This window comes from Dyella japonica A8 (assembly GCF_000725385.1).
GTDB classification, from domain to species: domain Bacteria; phylum Pseudomonadota; class Gammaproteobacteria; order Xanthomonadales; family Rhodanobacteraceae; genus Dyella; species Dyella japonica_C.
On sequence record NZ_CP008884.1, the window covers coordinates 2,105,408 to 2,120,660 of the forward strand.

The 15,253-nt window shown below is 64.9% G+C and carries 12 protein-coding genes; 8 read left to right on the top strand and 4 right to left on the bottom strand.

From position 1 onward, the window contains the following. Nucleotides 1-11: 11 nt before the first annotated feature. The 4 genes from sufB (at nucleotide 12) to HY57_RS08645 (ending at nucleotide 5,103) form a co-directional block, all read left to right on the top strand. A complete protein-coding gene (sufB, locus tag HY57_RS08630) occupies nucleotides 12-1,493 on the top strand; it encodes a Fe-S cluster assembly protein SufB (RefSeq protein ID WP_026034010.1) in 1,482 nt (493 codons plus the stop codon). A gap of 240 nt (nucleotides 1,494-1,733) precedes the next feature. Beyond that, on the top strand, nucleotides 1,734-2,504 hold the full coding sequence (gene sufC, locus HY57_RS08635) for a Fe-S cluster assembly ATPase SufC (protein WP_019465753.1): 771 nt from the start codon (nucleotides 1,734-1,736) through the stop codon (nucleotides 2,502-2,504). Beyond that, on the top strand, nucleotides 2,501-3,820 hold the full coding sequence (sufD, locus tag HY57_RS08640) for a Fe-S cluster assembly protein SufD (protein ID WP_019465754.1): 1,320 nt from the start codon (nucleotides 2,501-2,503) through the stop codon (nucleotides 3,818-3,820). Before sufC ends, sufD begins: the two co-directional genes overlap by 4 nt. A 35-nt stretch (nucleotides 3,821-3,855) precedes the next feature. Further along, a complete protein-coding gene (locus HY57_RS08645) occupies nucleotides 3,856-5,103 on the top strand; it encodes an aminotransferase class V-fold PLP-dependent enzyme (RefSeq protein ID WP_019465755.1) in 1,248 nt (415 codons plus the stop codon). A 177-nt stretch (nucleotides 5,104-5,280) separates the two neighbouring features. Here the strand turns inward: HY57_RS08645 and HY57_RS08650 are convergent, their stop codons facing one another. From HY57_RS08650 to HY57_RS08665, 4 genes are all read right to left on the bottom strand, one after another. After that, on the bottom strand, nucleotides 5,281-5,553 hold the full coding sequence (locus HY57_RS08650; protein WP_019465756.1) for a putative hemolysin: 273 nt from the start codon (nucleotides 5,551-5,553) through the stop codon (nucleotides 5,281-5,283). 161 nt (nucleotides 5,554-5,714) lie between these two features. Then, entirely contained in the window at nucleotides 5,715-7,754 is a 2,040-nt protein-coding gene (locus tag HY57_RS08655) for a M13 family metallopeptidase (protein ID WP_019465757.1), read from the bottom strand. Nucleotides 7,755-7,915: 161 nt separating this feature from the next. Further along, a complete protein-coding gene (locus HY57_RS08660) occupies nucleotides 7,916-9,274 on the bottom strand; it encodes a sensor histidine kinase (RefSeq protein ID WP_026034011.1) in 1,359 nt (452 codons plus the stop codon). Between the two features lie 5 nt (nucleotides 9,275-9,279). After that, a complete protein-coding gene (locus HY57_RS08665) occupies nucleotides 9,280-9,957 on the bottom strand; it encodes a response regulator transcription factor (RefSeq protein ID WP_019465759.1) in 678 nt (225 codons plus the stop codon). 205 nt (nucleotides 9,958-10,162) lie between these two features. On the opposite strand from HY57_RS08665, the gene HY57_RS08670 reads away from it, so the two are divergent. The 4 genes from HY57_RS08670 (at nucleotide 10,163) to HY57_RS08685 (ending at nucleotide 15,178) form a co-directional block, all read left to right on the top strand. Then, nucleotides 10,163-12,991 (top strand): TonB-dependent receptor, encoded by a 2,829-nt coding sequence (locus HY57_RS08670; RefSeq protein WP_157786191.1) that lies wholly within the window; start codon nucleotides 10,163-10,165, stop codon nucleotides 12,989-12,991. Nucleotides 12,992-13,018: 27 nt separating this feature from the next. After that, entirely contained in the window at nucleotides 13,019-14,029 is a 1,011-nt protein-coding gene (locus tag HY57_RS08675) for a YncE family protein (RefSeq protein WP_019465761.1), read from the top strand. Between the two features lie 283 nt (nucleotides 14,030-14,312). Beyond that, nucleotides 14,313-14,861 carry a GNAT family N-acetyltransferase gene (locus tag HY57_RS08680; protein ID WP_026034012.1) on the top strand — a complete coding sequence of 183 codons (549 nt, stop codon included), beginning with the start codon at nucleotides 14,313-14,315 and terminating at the stop codon, nucleotides 14,859-14,861. Further along, complete coding sequence (locus HY57_RS08685; protein ID WP_019465763.1) at nucleotides 14,858-15,178, top strand: Rieske 2Fe-2S domain-containing protein; 321 nt, start codon at nucleotides 14,858-14,860, stop codon at nucleotides 15,176-15,178. The genes HY57_RS08680 and HY57_RS08685 overlap by 4 nt, the downstream gene beginning before the upstream one ends. The last annotated feature ends 75 nt before the right edge of the window (nucleotides 15,179-15,253 follow it).

A 15,253-nucleotide genomic window follows, 5' to 3' on the forward strand; every position in this document is an offset into this window, starting at 1 on the left:
CGAAGACCGCCATGACTACCGAAACCACCGAACGCAGTGATCTTTCCGCCACGACACTTCGCGACAACGCCGAAGTGGCCGAAGCGCTGGGTCGTCGCTACGAAGCCGGTTTCACCACGGACATCGAGACGGAATATTTGCCGGTCGGCCTGTCCGAAGACATCGTGCGCCAGCTTTCGGCACTCAAGAAAGAGCCGGAGTGGATGACCGAGTGGCGCCTGAAGGCCTATCGCCATTGGCTCACCATGCCCACGCCCGATTGGGCCAAGCTCAACCTGTCGCCGATCGACTACCAGTCCATCAGCTACTACGCCGCGCCGAAGGCCGCGCCGAAATCGCTGGACGAGGTGGATCCCAAGCTGCTGGAAACCTACGACAAGCTCGGCGTGCCGTTGCATGAGCGCGCCAAGCTCGCGGGCGTGGCGGTGGATGCCGTGTTCGACTCGGTGTCGGTGGGCACCACCTTCCGCAAGGAACTGGCCGAAGCCGGCGTGATCTTCTGCTCCATGAGCGAAGCGATCCGCGAGCATCCCGAACTGGTGCAGCAGTACCTGGGCAGCGTGGTACCGACGGGCGACAACTTCTTCGCCGCACTCAATTCGGCGGTGTTCTCCGACGGCTCGTTCGTGTTCATTCCCAAGGGCGTGCGTTGCCCGATGGAGCTGTCCACTTACTTCCGCATCAATGCGATCAACACCGGGCAGTTCGAGCGCACGCTGATCGTGTGCGAGGAAGGCGCCTACGTGTCCTACCTCGAAGGCTGCACCGCGCCCATGCGCGACGAGAACCAGCTGCACGCTGCCGTCGTTGAACTGGTCGCGCTGGAAAAGGCGCAGATCAAGTACTCGACGGTGCAGAACTGGTATCCGGGCGACGAGAACGGCGTCGGCGGCATCTACAACTTCGTGACCAAGCGCGGCGACTGCCGTGGCGACGATTCGAAGATCTCCTGGACCCAGGTGGAAACCGGTTCGGCCATCACCTGGAAGTACCCCAGCTGCGTGCTGCGCGGCGACCGCTCGGTGGGCGAGTTCTACTCGGTGGCGCTCACGCACCATCGCCAGCAGGCCGACACCGGCACCAAGATGATCCACATCGGCAAGGGCACCAAGTCCAAGATTGTCTCCAAGGGCATCAGTGCCGGCCGCAGCTCCAACAGCTACCGCGGCCTGGTGAAGGTGGAGAAGGGCGCCGAGGGCGCGCGCAACTACACCCAGTGCGACAGCCTGCTGATCGGCAAGAAGTGCGGTGCGCACACCTTCCCCTACATGGAAGTGAAGAACCCCACCGCCATCGTCGAGCACGAGGCCACCACCTCGAAGATTTCCGACGACCAGCTGTTCTACTGCCGCAGCCGCGGCATCGGCGAGGAAGACGCCGTGTCGATGATCGTCGACGGCTTCTGCAAGCAGGTATTCCGTGAACTGCCGATGGAATTTGCGGTGGAAGCCAAGAAGCTGCTGGAGGTGTCGCTGGAAGGCGCGGTCGGCTGAGTATGAACAATGGGTGCCAATGCATTTCGCTTAACCTCACCCTTGTTCGTCATCCCCGCGAAAGCGGGGGTCCAGCGCCTCTGCTTTACCGGCCGAAAGGCACTGGATTCCCGCTTTCGCGGGAATGACGGACCTTGAAGGTTGATGCAGAGCACAGGTCGTACTTTTTCGCTGCGTAACTAGAGCATTCCCGCTTCATCGCGCAGCCCCACTTTCTCTCTATCGATACCGTATCCCGCCATGCTAAAGATCGAAAACCTGCACGCCCGCGTCGAGGGCAAGGACATCCTCAAGGGACTCACGCTCACCGTGAACCCCGGCGAAGTGCACGCGATCATGGGCCCCAACGGTGCTGGCAAGTCCACGCTGGGCAACGTGCTCTCCGGCCGCGACGGTTACGAGGTCACCGAAGGCACAGTGACCTTCAACGGTGTCGACCTGCTGGCGCTGGAACCGGAAGAGCGCGCGGCTGCCGGCGTGTTCCTGGCTTTCCAGTACCCGGTGGAAATCCCCGGCGTGAACAACACCTACTTCCTGCGCGCCGCGCTCAACGCGCAGCGCAAGCAGCGTGGCGAGAAGGAACTCGATTCCATGCAGTTCCTCAAGCTGGTGCGCGAGAAGCTCAAGATCATGAAGATCTCCGACGAGCTGCTGCATCGTGCGGTGAACGAAGGTTTCTCGGGTGGTGAGAAGAAGCGCAACGAGATCTTCCAGATGGCCGTGCTCGAGCCCAAGCTCGCCATCCTCGACGAAACCGACTCCGGCCTGGACATCGACGCGCTCAAGCAGGTCGCGCAGGGCGTGAACGCGCTGCGTACGGCCGAGCGTGGCTTCCTGGTCATCACGCACTACCAGCGTCTGCTCGACTACATCGAGCCGGATTTCGTGCACGTGCTGGCGGATGGCCGCATCGTACAGAGCGGCGACAAGACGCTGGCGCTGAAGCTGGAAGAGCAGGGCTACGCATGGGTGAACGACAAGGATCCCGCGCTGACCGGAGCCTCGGCATGAGCGAGCCGCAGCGCACCCCCTTCGTCGACTCGCTGCTAGAAGCCGCCGCGCAGGCGCGCTTGCCGGGCAGCGGCATCGGCTGGCTGGATGCCGCGCGTCGCGAGAACCTCGAAGCATTCGCCGAAGGCGGCCTGCCCGACACCCGCATGGAGGCGTGGAAGTACACCGCGCTTCGTGCGCTTGGCCAGCGCCGTTTCGCCTCCGTCGATGCCCAGGCCGCCACGCTTGCGGTGGACGTCGATGGCTTCGCCTTGCCGGGCATGGAAGGCCCGACGCTGGTGTTCGTCAACGGCGTGTTTCGCCGGGAACTGTCGCGCATCGATCAGCTGCCCTCCGGCCTGAGCCTGCAGCCGCTGACGCAGGCGCTGCAGGGCGATGCCGAACCGCTGCGCTTCGCGCTGTCGCGCCACTATCGCGAGCGTGGCGACGTGTTCGCGCGCCTCAATGCGGCGCTTGCCGGCGACGGCGTGGTGTTGCGCGTGGCAGCCGGCGCCAAGGTGGAGCAGCCCGTGCGCCTGCTGTTTGTCGGTGCTCCCGCGGAAGAACAGGTTGCCTGGCATGTCCGCCACGTGGTCGAGCTGGGCGAAGGCGCGGAGCTGTCGCTGGTTGAGCAGCATGCCGCCATCGATACTCACCAGAACCTTGGCACGCAGGTCACCGACATCGTGCTGCGTCGTGGCGCCAGGCTGCGCCATGTGACCCTGCAGGAGGCCGCCGAAGGCAGCACGCTGGTGCGTCACGACAACGTCCAGCTGGATGAGGATGCCCATGCGGCGCTCTACGTCCTGGAGCTTGGCGGTTCGCTGGTGCGCCACGACCTGCATGCGGTGCTCGCGGGCGACCGATCGCGGCTCGATACGCGCGGCGTGTTCGCCCTGCGTGGTCGCCAGCATATCGATACGCAGATGGCCATTCGCCACCAGGCGCTCAACACGGCCTCGGAGTCGGTGTGGCGCGGTGTGGCGGACGAGCGTTCGCGCGGCGTGTTCCGCGGTGCCATCGTGGTGGCCCAGGGTGCTGACGGCAGCGATGCCAGCCTCTCCAGCAAAAACCTGCTGCTTTCCGGACAGGCCGAGATCGACACCAAGCCGGAGCTGGAAATCTACGCCGACGAAGTGAAGGCGGCGCACGGCGCCACCGTGGGGCAGCTCGACGAGCGCTCGCTGTTCTACCTGCGCTCGCGCGGCATTCCGCTGGCGGAAGCGCGCGCCATGCTCACCACGGCGTTCTGTCGCGCGGTGTTCGAATCGCTGCCCGACGAAGGGCTGCGCGAACGCATCAACCAGCGACTGATGGCACAACTGCCCTCCGCCTGATGGGCGGCCCGACAGCAACCGGTGAAACGAACACGATGAACGCACAGACCCGCCCGAGCCCCACCGTCTTCGATGTGCAGCGCGTCCGCGCCGATTTCCCTCTGCTGTCGCGCACCGTGCACGACAAGCCGCTGATCTATTTCGACAACGCCAACACCAGCCAGAAACCCTTGAGCGTGATCGAGGCGGTGGATCAGCATTACCGCCTGCGCAACGCCAACGTGTCGCGCTCCGTGCATCTGGTCGGCGAGGAAGCCACGGCGGCCTACGAAGGCGCGCGCGACAAGCTGGCGCGCTTCATCAACGCCACCTCGCGCAACGAGGTGATCCTGAACTCGGGCACCACGCAGGCGATGAACATGATCGCCTACAGCTACGCGTTGCCGCGGCTGAAGGAAGGCGACAGCATCCTCACCACGGTGATGGAGCATCACGCCAACATCGTGCCGTGGCAGCTGGTGGCCGGCCGCACCGGTGCGACGGTGAAGGCCGCGCCGATCGATGAGCGCGGTGAGCTGATCCTCGAGAAGTACTTCGAGATGCTCACGCCGGATGTGAAGCTCGCCTGCGTCACGCATGTGTCCAATGTGCTGGGTACGGTCAACCCGGTGCGCGAGATCGCCCGCGAGTGCCGCAGGCGCGGTATTCCGCTGGTGGTGGACGGCTCGCAGGCCGTGCCGCATCGCCCGGTGGACGTGCAGGCGCTGGGCTGCGATTTCTATGCCTTCACCGGCCACAAGATGCTCTCGCCCACGGGCACGGGCGGGCTGTGGGCGCGCAAGGAGCTGCTGGAGGAGATGCCGCCGTTCTTCGGTGGCGGCGAGATGATCCGCGAGGTGAGTTTCTCCGGTACCACCTTCGCCGCTCCGCCACACAAGTTCGAGGCGGGCACGCCGAACATCGCCGGTTTCGCCGGCGTGGGCGCGGCAGTCGACTACTACGATTCGCTCGGCTTCGACGCCATCCATGCGTGGGAACAGCAGTTGCTGGCCTATTTGACCGAGCGCCTGCGCGACATCCCCGGCCTGCGCCTGTTCGGTGAGGCGAAGGAGAAGGAGCCGGTCGTCTCCTTCCTGATCGAAGGCGCGCAGGCCACCGACCTGGCCACGCTGCTGGATCTGCAGGGCGTGGCCGTGCGTTCCGGCCATCACTGCGCGCATCCGCTGATGCAGTTCTACAAAGTGCCGGCCACGCTGCGCGCCTCGCTCGCGTTCTACAACACGCGCGAAGAGGTCGACGCCTTCATCACGGCCTTGCTGAAGGTGCGCAAGCTGTTGATGTGATGTCGGGCGAGAGCCCGCGATACCGGCTTGGACTCCCCGTGGTGAATGCCAGGGGGAGCGGCTGGCAGAGCCTGTTCAAAATCTCGCTATAGCACCTTGCTTCCCCTCGCCGTCATCCCCGCGTTCGCGGGAATGACGTGAGGAAACTTGAGACTTGAGGGAAATCGTGACAGGCCCTCAGGGTTTCATGTCCTTGGGCATCACGCATTGGTGATCGCGGAACAGCGCCCATTCTTCGCATTGCCTGCCATCGGCAAAGACGCAGATACCCATGGCATTGCCTGCCGCATCCTTTCTCAGGTCCAGCTTGCCGCCCTGGTTGATGCAAGCGACGGACGCGGGATTGGCCATGCCGACGGCAGGGCCGGCGTCGGCATGGTCTGGCGCGGGCGTGGTCGTCGCACACGCGCAAAGGGTCATGGCGAGCAAGGTGGCGAAGAGGGTTTTCATGGGGCATCCGGCGCGAGTGCGTTGGCGGGACTATAGCGCCGCGCCGTGACGGCAACATCTAGACGGTTCTGGGGCCGTCGCCCGGGTGACTGCAGAAAAGAAAACCCGCGGGCATCAGGCCCGCGGGTTCCCTTTTCATCCCAAAGCCGTGGTGACGGCAATTACCAGATCTTCACCTGCTTGTCCGCCGGACGCACCATGGCATCGCCCGCCTTGCACTGGAACGCCTGCGCGAACGCCGGCATGTTCGACGGTGCGCCGATGGCGCGGAACTGCGCCGGTGCATGCGGATCGGTGTTGAGCAGGGTGAGCTGGGCTTCCGGACGGATGCTGCCACGCCACACGCGCGCCCAGTTGAGGAAGAAGCGCTGGTCCTGCGTGTAACCGTCGATCTTCTTCTTCGCCTCGGCGGGGTTGCGGGCCAGCGCCATCTGCAGTGCGTCGTAGGCGGCGTTGAGGCCGCCGAGGTCGCCGATGTTCTCGCCCATGGTGAGCTTGCCGTTGACGAACTTGCCCGGCAGCGCCTCGTAGTGGTTGAACTGGTCGGCCAGCAGGTCGGTGCGCGCGTCGAAGGCCTTGCGGTCTTCGTCGGTCCACCAGTTGACGTTGTTGCCCTGCGCGTCGAACTTGCTGCCCTGGTCGTCGTAGCCGTGGCCCATTTCATGGCCGATCACGGCCCCGATGCCACCGTAGTTGAGCGCGTCATCCACCTTGGCATCGAAGAATGGCGGCTGCAGGATGGCGGCCGGGAACACGATCTCGTTCTTCAGCGAGTTGTAGTACGCGTTCACCGTCTGCGGCGTCATGCCCCATTCGGTGCGGTCCACCGGCTTGCCGATCTTGCCGACCATGTAGTTGTAGTTGAACTGGTCGGCGGCCTGCACGTTGTCGAAGTAGCTGCCGGTGGGCTGGATGGTCAGGCCTGTCCAGTCACGCCACTTGTCGGGGTAGCCGATCTTCGGGGTGAACGTGGCCCACTTTTCCAGCGCCTTCTTCTTGGTGGCTTCGCTCATCCACGGCAGGTTCTCGATGCGGTGCTTGTAGGCGGCGCGCAGGTCGGCCACCAACTGCTCTGCACGGGCCTTCGACTCCGGCGAGAACGTCTGCGCCACGTAGAGCTGGCCCAGCGCCATGCCCATGCCGCCCTCCACGCTGTCCAGCGTGCGCTTCCAGCGCGACTTCATTTCCTTCTGGCCGTTGAGCGTCTGCGCGTTGAAGGCAAAGTCTTCCTTCTGGAACGGCGTGGACAGGTAGGGCGATGCGGCGTCGATGGCGTGGAAGCGCAGGTAGGCCTGCCAGTCGCCCACCGGCACGTCGGCGAGCATCTTGTCGAACTCGGCGAAGTATTTCGGCTGCGACAGCGAGAAGCCGTCCTTCACCTCGGCGCCCTGTGCCTTGAAGAACGCGGCCCAGTCGAAGTGCGGGGTCACCTTGTCGGCGTCGGCGATGCTCACGTAGTGGTAGCGGTTTTCCGGCTGGCGCAGCTCGGTGGGAACGAGCGAGGCGGCCGCGAGGCGCGTTTCGAAGGCCATCACTGCCTTGGCCTGCTTCTGCGCGTCCGCTTCGCTCACACCCACCAGCTGCAGCGCGCGGGCGATGTGCGCCACGTATTCGGTGCGGATCTTTTCGAAATCCGGCTTGCTGTAATAGTCGGCGGTCGGCAGGCCCAGGCCACCCTGGTTCACGTAGGCGATCTGTCGGCTGGAATCCTTGAAATCCGCGTTGCCGAAGAAGCGGAACGTCACCGGATGACCCTTGGCGTAGCTGTCGCTGATGTAGGCGACGACGTCCTTGCTGTTCTTCAGGCTGTCGATACGCGCCAGCTCCGGCTTGATCGGATCGAAGCCGGCCTTCTCGATGGCCGCTTCGTCCATGCCCGAGGCGTAGAAGTAGCCGATCTTCTGCTCGATGGAGCCGGGCGTGGCGCTGCTAGCGTCCTTGGCCGCCTTGTCCACGATGGCGTGCTGCACATTCAGGCTGTCCTCGCGCAGTGCGTCGAACGAACCCCAGCGCGTGCGATCGGCCGGAATCGGGTTGGCGGCGAGCCATTTCGCATTGACGAAGCCGTTGAAGTCATTGCAGACGTTCTTGCCAGTGTCCAGTTCCTTGATGTCGAAGGAGCCGGTAGGGGCGGCCAGCGCGCCGGTGCACAGGGCCATGCCCACGGCCAGCGCGAGCGGTTTCACAAAGCGGTTCTTCATGCGGATCGGTGCTCCCTCTGAAATCGACGCGCGGCGGCCGGGTGATCCGGTGCGCGGGCCGTAATGAATCGATCCCGGAGGCTAGTCATCGCTGGAGCAGGCGGCACAGTGTCGAAGGTCATGTTCGCGCAAGCTTCGCGCTGTGCCGGGGGGGGGGCCGCTCAGGCGGCGAGGGGGAAGCTCAGCTCCACCACCAGGCCCGGCTGTGCGTCGCGCAGCGAGAGCTGTATCCCGTGGAGATCCGCGACGGCGCTGACCAGGGCCAGGCCCAGGCCGCTGCCAGGCGTGCTGCGGCTGCTGTCCAGGCGCACAAAGCGGCGCAGCACGCGTTCGCGATCGCCGGCGGGTATGCCGGGGCCGGAATCGGTGACGCGGCCGACCAGGCGCCCGGCGCGGCCTTGCAGATCCAGGTGGATGCGGGAACCCGCCGGGGTGTGGTGCAGGGCGTTTTCGATCAGGTTGGCCAGCATCTGGGCCAGCAGTGCCTGGTCGCCACGCAGATGCTGGTTCGCGTCGATATCCGCCGACAGGTGCTGGCCGAGGTCTTCGGCCACCGGGCGGTAGGTTTCCGCCAGCGCGTCGAACAGCGCCGACAGGTTCAGCTTCTCGAACCCCGAACGGCGCTGGCGGGATTCCACGCTGGCGATGCGCAGCAGCGCGCGGAACGTGGCGAGCAGGTCGTCCACCTCCGCGAGCGCGCGTTGCACGCTGTCGCGCAATCGGGCTTCGTCGGTGTGGGGATCGCTGCCGGCCTCAAGGCGTTGGCGCATCCGCATCAGCGGCGTGCGCAGGTCGTGCGCGATGTCGCTGGACACCTGGCGCATGCCGTCCATCAGCACGTGCATGCGGGTAAGCATGCGGTGGAGGCGGTCGGCCAGCCGGTCGAATTCGTCGTCTTTGCCGGAGCGGGCGATGATGAAATCGGCCTCGCCTTCCAGCGCACGCTCGGCAAGCTCGCCCAGCGCATCGATGCGGCGCATGTACAGCCAGCCGCCGATGCCACCGGTCAGCAGTACGAGCAGCAGGGCGGATACGCCGATCTCCAGGAAGCGGCGGCTCAGCAGTTCGCTCAGTTCCACCACGCTGCGGTTATCGCTGCCGGCGATCAGCCAGCGGCCGTCGGGCAGGCGTGTTGCGTACAGGTGCACCTCGTCGGCATCGGTGTTGTCTTCGCCCAGCGCACCCTGCAGGGGGACGGTCCGCCAGCCCGTGGCCGTGGGGCGATAACGCAGATTGCCGGCGATGCGCCGCCCCTGGGCGTCGGCCAGCAGGTAATAGTCCGGCCCGAGCGGCATCACCGCGACGCGCTGCTGGATCTGCCGGTCCAGCGTGCCGTCCGCGGCGGCCTGGAGCAGGCTGGCCATGTCGGTTTTCACGTTGGCGCGCAGCTGGGCTTCGGCGTATTCGCTGACGCTCCACCAGGCGATGCCCAGCAGCACGGCGACCAATACCGCGAACAGCGACGCCTGGATCAGCGTCATGCGGAATGCAGCGGTGCGTAGCGGATTAATTCTCGCCACGCAGGTTAATCCTCGCCACGCAGGCAGTACCCCGCACCGCGCACGGTGTGCAGCAGTTCCCGTTCAAAACCGCGATCGATCTTGTTGCGCAGGCGGCTGATGTGCGTCTCGATCACGCTGGTCTGCGGATCGAAATGAAATTCCCACACATGCTCCAGCAGCATGCTGCGGGTTACCACGCGGCCCTGGTGCGCCATCAGGTATTCCAGCAGGCGGAATTCCCGCGGCTGTAGATCCACCGACTGGCCGGCGCGGCGCACTTCGCGTGAGATGCGGTCCAGCTCCAGGTCGGCCACGCGCAGGACCGTGGCGTGCTCGGCCATGTGCGGGCGGCGCGACAGCGCGGCAAAGCGGGCGCGCAGCTCGATCATGGCGAAGGGCTTGGTCAGGTAATCGTCGGCGCCGGCGTTGAGGCCTTCGACGCGATCGTTCACTTCGCCCAGCGCGGAAACCATCAGCACTGGCGTTTCGCGCCCCGCATTGCGCAACTCGCGGACCATGGAGACGCCATCCAGCCGGGGCAGCATGCGGTCGACGATGATCACGTCATAGCGCTCCCGCGCGGCCATGGTGAGGCCCACATAGCCGTCATGCGCGCTGTCGATATGCGTGGCGCTCGCGTTCAGGCCGGCAGCGATGTGCGCGGCGGTGTCGCGATCGTCCTCCACGATGAGGATTTTCATGGGCGTCATTCCAATGGCTTGCCTGTGCATGCGGCCGCGAATGCGACGCAGGTCACGCGCTTCCTTACCGATAGGTAAGGCCGCTGCATCCTGCTAGTCATAGCAGTTCCTTAGTGTCGGTTGGATGACAGCACATGCATGTCGGGCGCCGCTCGACAGCGTGATGCAAGGCCGTCTTTGCATTCATTCATCGAAGGGTTCATCCATGGCAGCAAAACGTGCAGGCAGCATTCTCGTGGGCGTCGCTGCGTTGGCAGGCGCGGGTCTGGCCCATGCGGGCGGCACCGCTTCGCTCAAGGGCGTCGTCGAAAACGACCATCACCCGGTGGCTGGCGCGCAGGTGGCGCTGAGCGAACTCAACCGCAGCGTGGTGACCGACCAGAACGGCACGTACACGCTGGACGGCGTCGATCCCGGCGACTACAACCTGGTGGTGAGCGCCGAAGGGGAGGCGCCGGTGCAGCGGCAGGTGATGCTGCGCGCCGGCCAGACCATCGAGCAGGACGTGGAGCTTGGCGGCGCGGCGAAGACGCTGCAGGCACTGAAGGTGACGGCGCAGACCACGCCGTTGGACCTCGCGCGCAGCATCCAGCAGGACTCGCCCAACCTGGTGAACGTGCAGCCGGCCACCGAGATCCGCAAGCTGCCCGACGTGAACGCCGCCGAGGCCGTGCGCCGCGTTCCCGGCATTTCGCTGGAAAGCGATACCGGCGAAGGTCGATTCATCAATATCCGCGGCCTGGATGCCGACCTCAATGGCGCCACTTTCGACGGCGTGCGCCTGCCGCCCACCAATCCCGCATCGCCGATGGGCGGTGGCCGTGCGGTGGCATTCGATTCGATTCCCACGGGTCTGATCGGCGCCATCACCGTCACCAAGACCAATACGCCCGACCAGGATGCCGAGGCGCTGGGCGGCGCTATCGAGATCACGCCCAAGCAGGTGCCGCCGGGCAAGGACCAGTTCCTTGAGGTGGAGCTGGGCACCGGTTTCGAGAACCTGCGCGATACGCCCATCAAGGATTACCAGGTGAGCGGCGGCAGCCGCTTTGGACCCGGCAATGCCTTCAGCTTCATCGGCACCATGGCCTACTACGAAGACAAGCGCGGCGTGGACGACATCGAGGGTTCGTACGCGGACGACCAGGCCAACGGTACGCCCGACAAGGTCATGAACGACTTCGAGCAGCGCTATTACCAGTACCACCGTCGTCGCATCGGTTATGGCGGCGAGCTCAACTACCAGCCCGACGACGACAACCGCTGGTACGTGCGCTACTTCAAGGCCGGCTATACCGAATCGGTGAACCGCCAGCGCCTGACCTACAACCTGTTCGGTGGCGGCACCGGTTCGGTGACGGTCGATCCGTCCAACCCGAAGGGATTTATCGATCCCAGCGTCACCTACGACAAGACGCTGCGCGACGAGAGGGAAACCATCGCCACGCGCGTGGCCTCCATCGGTGGCGAGAATAATTTCAAGAGCTTCAAGATCGACTACCTGCTGGCCGCGACCTACGGCACGTACGACAAGCCGCACGATTACAACAGCACGTTTGCCAACCCGAACACCTACACGGTGGCCTACGACAACATCAGCGACCCGCGCTACCCGCGCTTCAACCCGCTGAATGGCAATCCGCTGGATCCGTCGGCCTATACGTTCTCCGATTTCCAGAACAGCACCGAGCACGACCACACCCAGGAATACACCGGCGCGTTCAACGTCACCATCCCCACCAGCTGGTTCGAGGGCAGCGACGAGAACATCAAGTTCGGCGTAAGCGCGCGCAAGAAGGATCGCCACGTCGACATCACGCGTTTCGACGGCGTGCCGCCGGCGCTGCCGATAACGCAGTTCACCGGCAGTAAGCCGGTGACGTTCTACGACGGGCACTATCAGAACGGCTACAACCTGTATGCGCAGGGCTTGCGCGACCTCTACGTGAACAACCAGGGCTTGTTCCCCGAGGCCGATCCGCTGGCGGACCAGCAGGCCGCGGCGCAGGGCGCGTCCAACGGCAAGGAGGGCGTCTACGCGGTATACGGGCAGTACCAGTTCAAGCCGGTTGAGAAGCTGGACATCCTGGCGGGCGTGCGCTGGGAGCGCACCGTGGCGACCTATGGCGGCAATCAGGTGCTGCTTGATCCGAACACGGGCGCCTTCGCCGGCGCGACGCCGATTTCGACGGGCCACAGCTACAACAACTTCTTCCCGACCGTGCAGCTCCGCTACGAGTTCGCGGAGTCCCTGATTGGCCGTGCCGTCTACTCCAAGACGATTGCCCGCCCGGGCTTCAACCAGGTCACCACCTCGACGCTGATCGATCCCTCGTCGGACGCCGTCACGCAGGGCAACCCCAACCTCAAGCCCACCACCAGCGACAACTTCGACTTGTCGCTGGAGTACTACCTGGACAACGGTGGCATTGCATCGGTGGGCGTGTTCGACAAGGAGTTGAGCAACTACATCATCAACAAAGAAGAGACCGGCGTGACGTTCCCGAACAACGGGTTGTTCGCCGGCTTCACCGGGGCGGCCAAGGTCTATACCTTCGCCAACATCAACGATGCGCACGCACGCGGGATCGAGCTGAACTACCAGCAGAAGTTCAGCACGCTGCCGGGCTGGCTGGCCGGTTTCGGCGTGGGTGCCAACTACACCTACGTGGATTCCAGTGGCGAGATCCGCCCGGGCGACCATTCGCAGCTGCCGTCGACCTCGCGCAACACCGGCAACTTCATGATGTTCTACGACCTGGGCGGCTTCAGCGCCAACCTCGGCGCGTACTACGTGAGCAAGGACATCTTCGGCGTCGGCAGTTCGTCGGCCACCGATGTGTGGTCGCAGCCGCGCTTCTCGCTGGATCTGGGTGCGACTTACGCCTTCGACGACCAGTGGTCGGTGTTCTTCAACGCCAAGAACCTCACCAATACGCGCCTGAAGTTCACCGAAGGCCCGGCTGCCGATCGCCCGATCCAGCGCGAGTTCTACGGCCAGACCTATATGGCTGGCGTCCGCTTCAAGCTCTGATCTCTTTTGACCACCCAGGAAAACCGCATGAACAACACGACTCATCGCTGGATGCCGCGCGCGCTGTGGCTGGCCCTTGCCCTGGCCGCACCCTCCATGGCCGCCGCGCCCGACATGCCTTATGCCGTGACCCAGCACTACGCGCTGGGCGGCCCGGGCGGCTGGGACTACCTCAGTCTCGATGCCGCGGCGCATCGCCTGTTCATTGCGCGCGACGACCGCGTGATGGTGGTCGATGCCAGCTCGGGCAAGCTGCAGGGCGAAATCGCCGGCATGCAGCACGCGCACGGCGTGGCCCTGCTGCCTGCGGCGCATCAGGCGTTCGTGAGCAACGGCCATGGCGACAACGTCACCGTGGTGGATACCGATGCGCTCAAGGTCACCGGCCACATTGCCATCAGCGGCAAGGATCCTGACGCCATCGTGTTCGACGATGCCTCGGGCCACCTGCTGACCATGAACGGCCACAGCAGCAACATCAGCGTGATCGATCCGAAGGCCGGCAAGGAGCTGGCGACCATCGCCGTGCCGGGCCGTCCGGAATTCGCAGTGAGCGATGGCACGGGCCAGTTGTTCCTCAACCTGGAAGACAAGAGCCAGCTCGTGCGGGTGGACCTGGCCAACAAGAAGGTGCTGAACGTGTGGTCGCTGGCGCCGTGCGACGGCCCGACTGGCCTGGCGCTGGACAAGGCGAACCATCGCCTGTTCTCGGTGTGCGCCAACGGCTGGCTGATCGTCACGGATGCTGGCGACGGCCATCAGGTCGCCAAGGTGGCGATCAGCAAGGATCCGGACGCGGTGGTGTTCGACGCGCAGCGCAAAGTGGTGCTGAGCCCGGGTGAAGAAGGCCAGCTCAGCGTCGTCGCACAGGACGATGCGGACCACTACCACCTGGTGGGCAACCTGCCGACGCAGCCGAGCGCGCGCACGCTGGCGCTCGATCCGCAGACGCATGCCGTTTACCTCGCTGCTGCCAAGGCAGCCGCCAAGGGCAAGCCGGTGGAAGGTTTTGGCGTGCTGGTGGTGAGTCCGCGCTGAGTTGTCCCCACGGCGGCAGGTGCAACGCCTGCCGCCACGAAGGTGCCGGCCGCTCATGCTCGTCATTCCGGCGCACCCCGCAAAAGGGGGCGAGGGCCGGAATCCAGTAGCGTCATGGCGCGGTTGTCGCGGTGCCCATCGTCAATACAGATGGTCGCGACAACCCAGCATTACTGCTACTGGATTCCGGCCTGCGCCGGAATGACGGGTAGGAAAGGACGGGGCGGTCGTGGCGGGTGGCTTCGATGCTGCCTGCGATTCCCACAGCCGTTATGATCAACGGATGCACAACCCCACCCAGCTCACCTTCCGCATGGCGAACAGCCATGACGTCCCCGCCATCGTCGCCCTGGTCGAATCCGCCTATCGCGGCGAATCCGGCCAGCGCGGCTGGACCACCGAATCCCATCTGCTGGACGGCCAGCGTACTGATGCCGACAGTGTTGCCGGGTTGATCGGCAGCGGAGGCAGCATCGTGCTGCTGGCGGAGCAGGGCGGCGAACTGGTGGCCTGCTGCCATATCGAGCGGCAGGATGCCTCGGGCTACTTCGGCATGTTCGCCGTCAATCCGCTGTTGCAGCGTGCGGGCCTCGGTCGCGCCGTGCTGGCGGAAGCCGAGCGCATCGCGAAGTCGACGTGGCAGGCCAGTGCGATGCGCATGTCGGTGATCGAACAACGCGGTGAATTGATCGCCTGGTACGAGCGCCGCGGGTACCGGCTCACTGGCGAAACGCGGCCCTTCCCTTATGGCCAGCCCCGTTTCGGCATCCCGCGTCGTGACGACCTGCGTTTCGTCTGGCTGAGCAAGCCGCTGGCGGAGGTGACGGCATGAACCTGTCCGAGTGGATCTTCGTGGGCACGCGCAGCGAATTGCTGCCCGGCGAGTTCAAGGTCGTGTGGGACGGCGACACCGCCATCGCGGTCTACAACATCGACGGCGACCTCTACGCCATCGAAGACGTATGCAGCCATGACGGCGGCGATCTCGCCGGCGGCGAGGTGCATGGTTTTGAAGTGGAATGCCCGCGCCACGGCGCGCGCTTCGATGTGCGCACGGGCGCGGTCACTTGTCCGCCGGCGTATGAGCCGATCGCCAGCTTTCCCGTGCACGAAGTGGATGGGCAGATCTGGACGCGGGACGATAGGTGAAGCGACGGGTGCGTGAAGAGGCGTGAGAAGTAAGAGCCTGTTCACTATCTTCTTCAAGTCTCAAGCTTCCTCACC

Excerpts from the sequence above, each read along its gene's own strand:
- HY57_RS08685 (WP_019465763.1), top strand. The coding sequence starts at position 14,858 with ATGAACCTGTCCGAGTGGATCTTCGTGGGCACGCGCAGCGAATTGCTG.
- HY57_RS08665 (WP_019465759.1), bottom strand. The coding sequence starts at position 9,957 with ATGAAAATCCTCATCGTGGAGGACGATCGCGACACCGCCGCGCACATC.
- HY57_RS08655 (WP_019465757.1), bottom strand. The coding sequence starts at position 7,754 with ATGAAGAACCGCTTTGTGAAACCGCTCGCGCTGGCCGTGGGCATGGCC.
- sufC (WP_019465753.1), top strand. The coding sequence starts at position 1,734 with ATGCTAAAGATCGAAAACCTGCACGCCCGCGTCGAGGGCAAGGACATC.
- HY57_RS08645 (WP_019465755.1), top strand. The coding sequence starts at position 3,856 with ATGAACGCACAGACCCGCCCGAGCCCCACCGTCTTCGATGTGCAGCGC.
- sufD (WP_019465754.1), top strand. The coding sequence starts at position 2,501 with ATGAGCGAGCCGCAGCGCACCCCCTTCGTCGACTCGCTGCTAGAAGCC.
- HY57_RS08680 (WP_026034012.1), top strand. The coding sequence starts at position 14,313 with ATGCACAACCCCACCCAGCTCACCTTCCGCATGGCGAACAGCCATGAC.
- sufB (WP_026034010.1), top strand. The coding sequence starts at position 12 with ATGACTACCGAAACCACCGAACGCAGTGATCTTTCCGCCACGACACTT.
- HY57_RS08675 (WP_019465761.1), top strand. The coding sequence starts at position 13,019 with ATGAACAACACGACTCATCGCTGGATGCCGCGCGCGCTGTGGCTGGCC.
- HY57_RS08670 (WP_157786191.1), top strand. The coding sequence starts at position 10,163 with ATGGCAGCAAAACGTGCAGGCAGCATTCTCGTGGGCGTCGCTGCGTTG.
- HY57_RS08650 (WP_019465756.1), bottom strand. The coding sequence starts at position 5,553 with ATGAAAACCCTCTTCGCCACCTTGCTCGCCATGACCCTTTGCGCGTGT.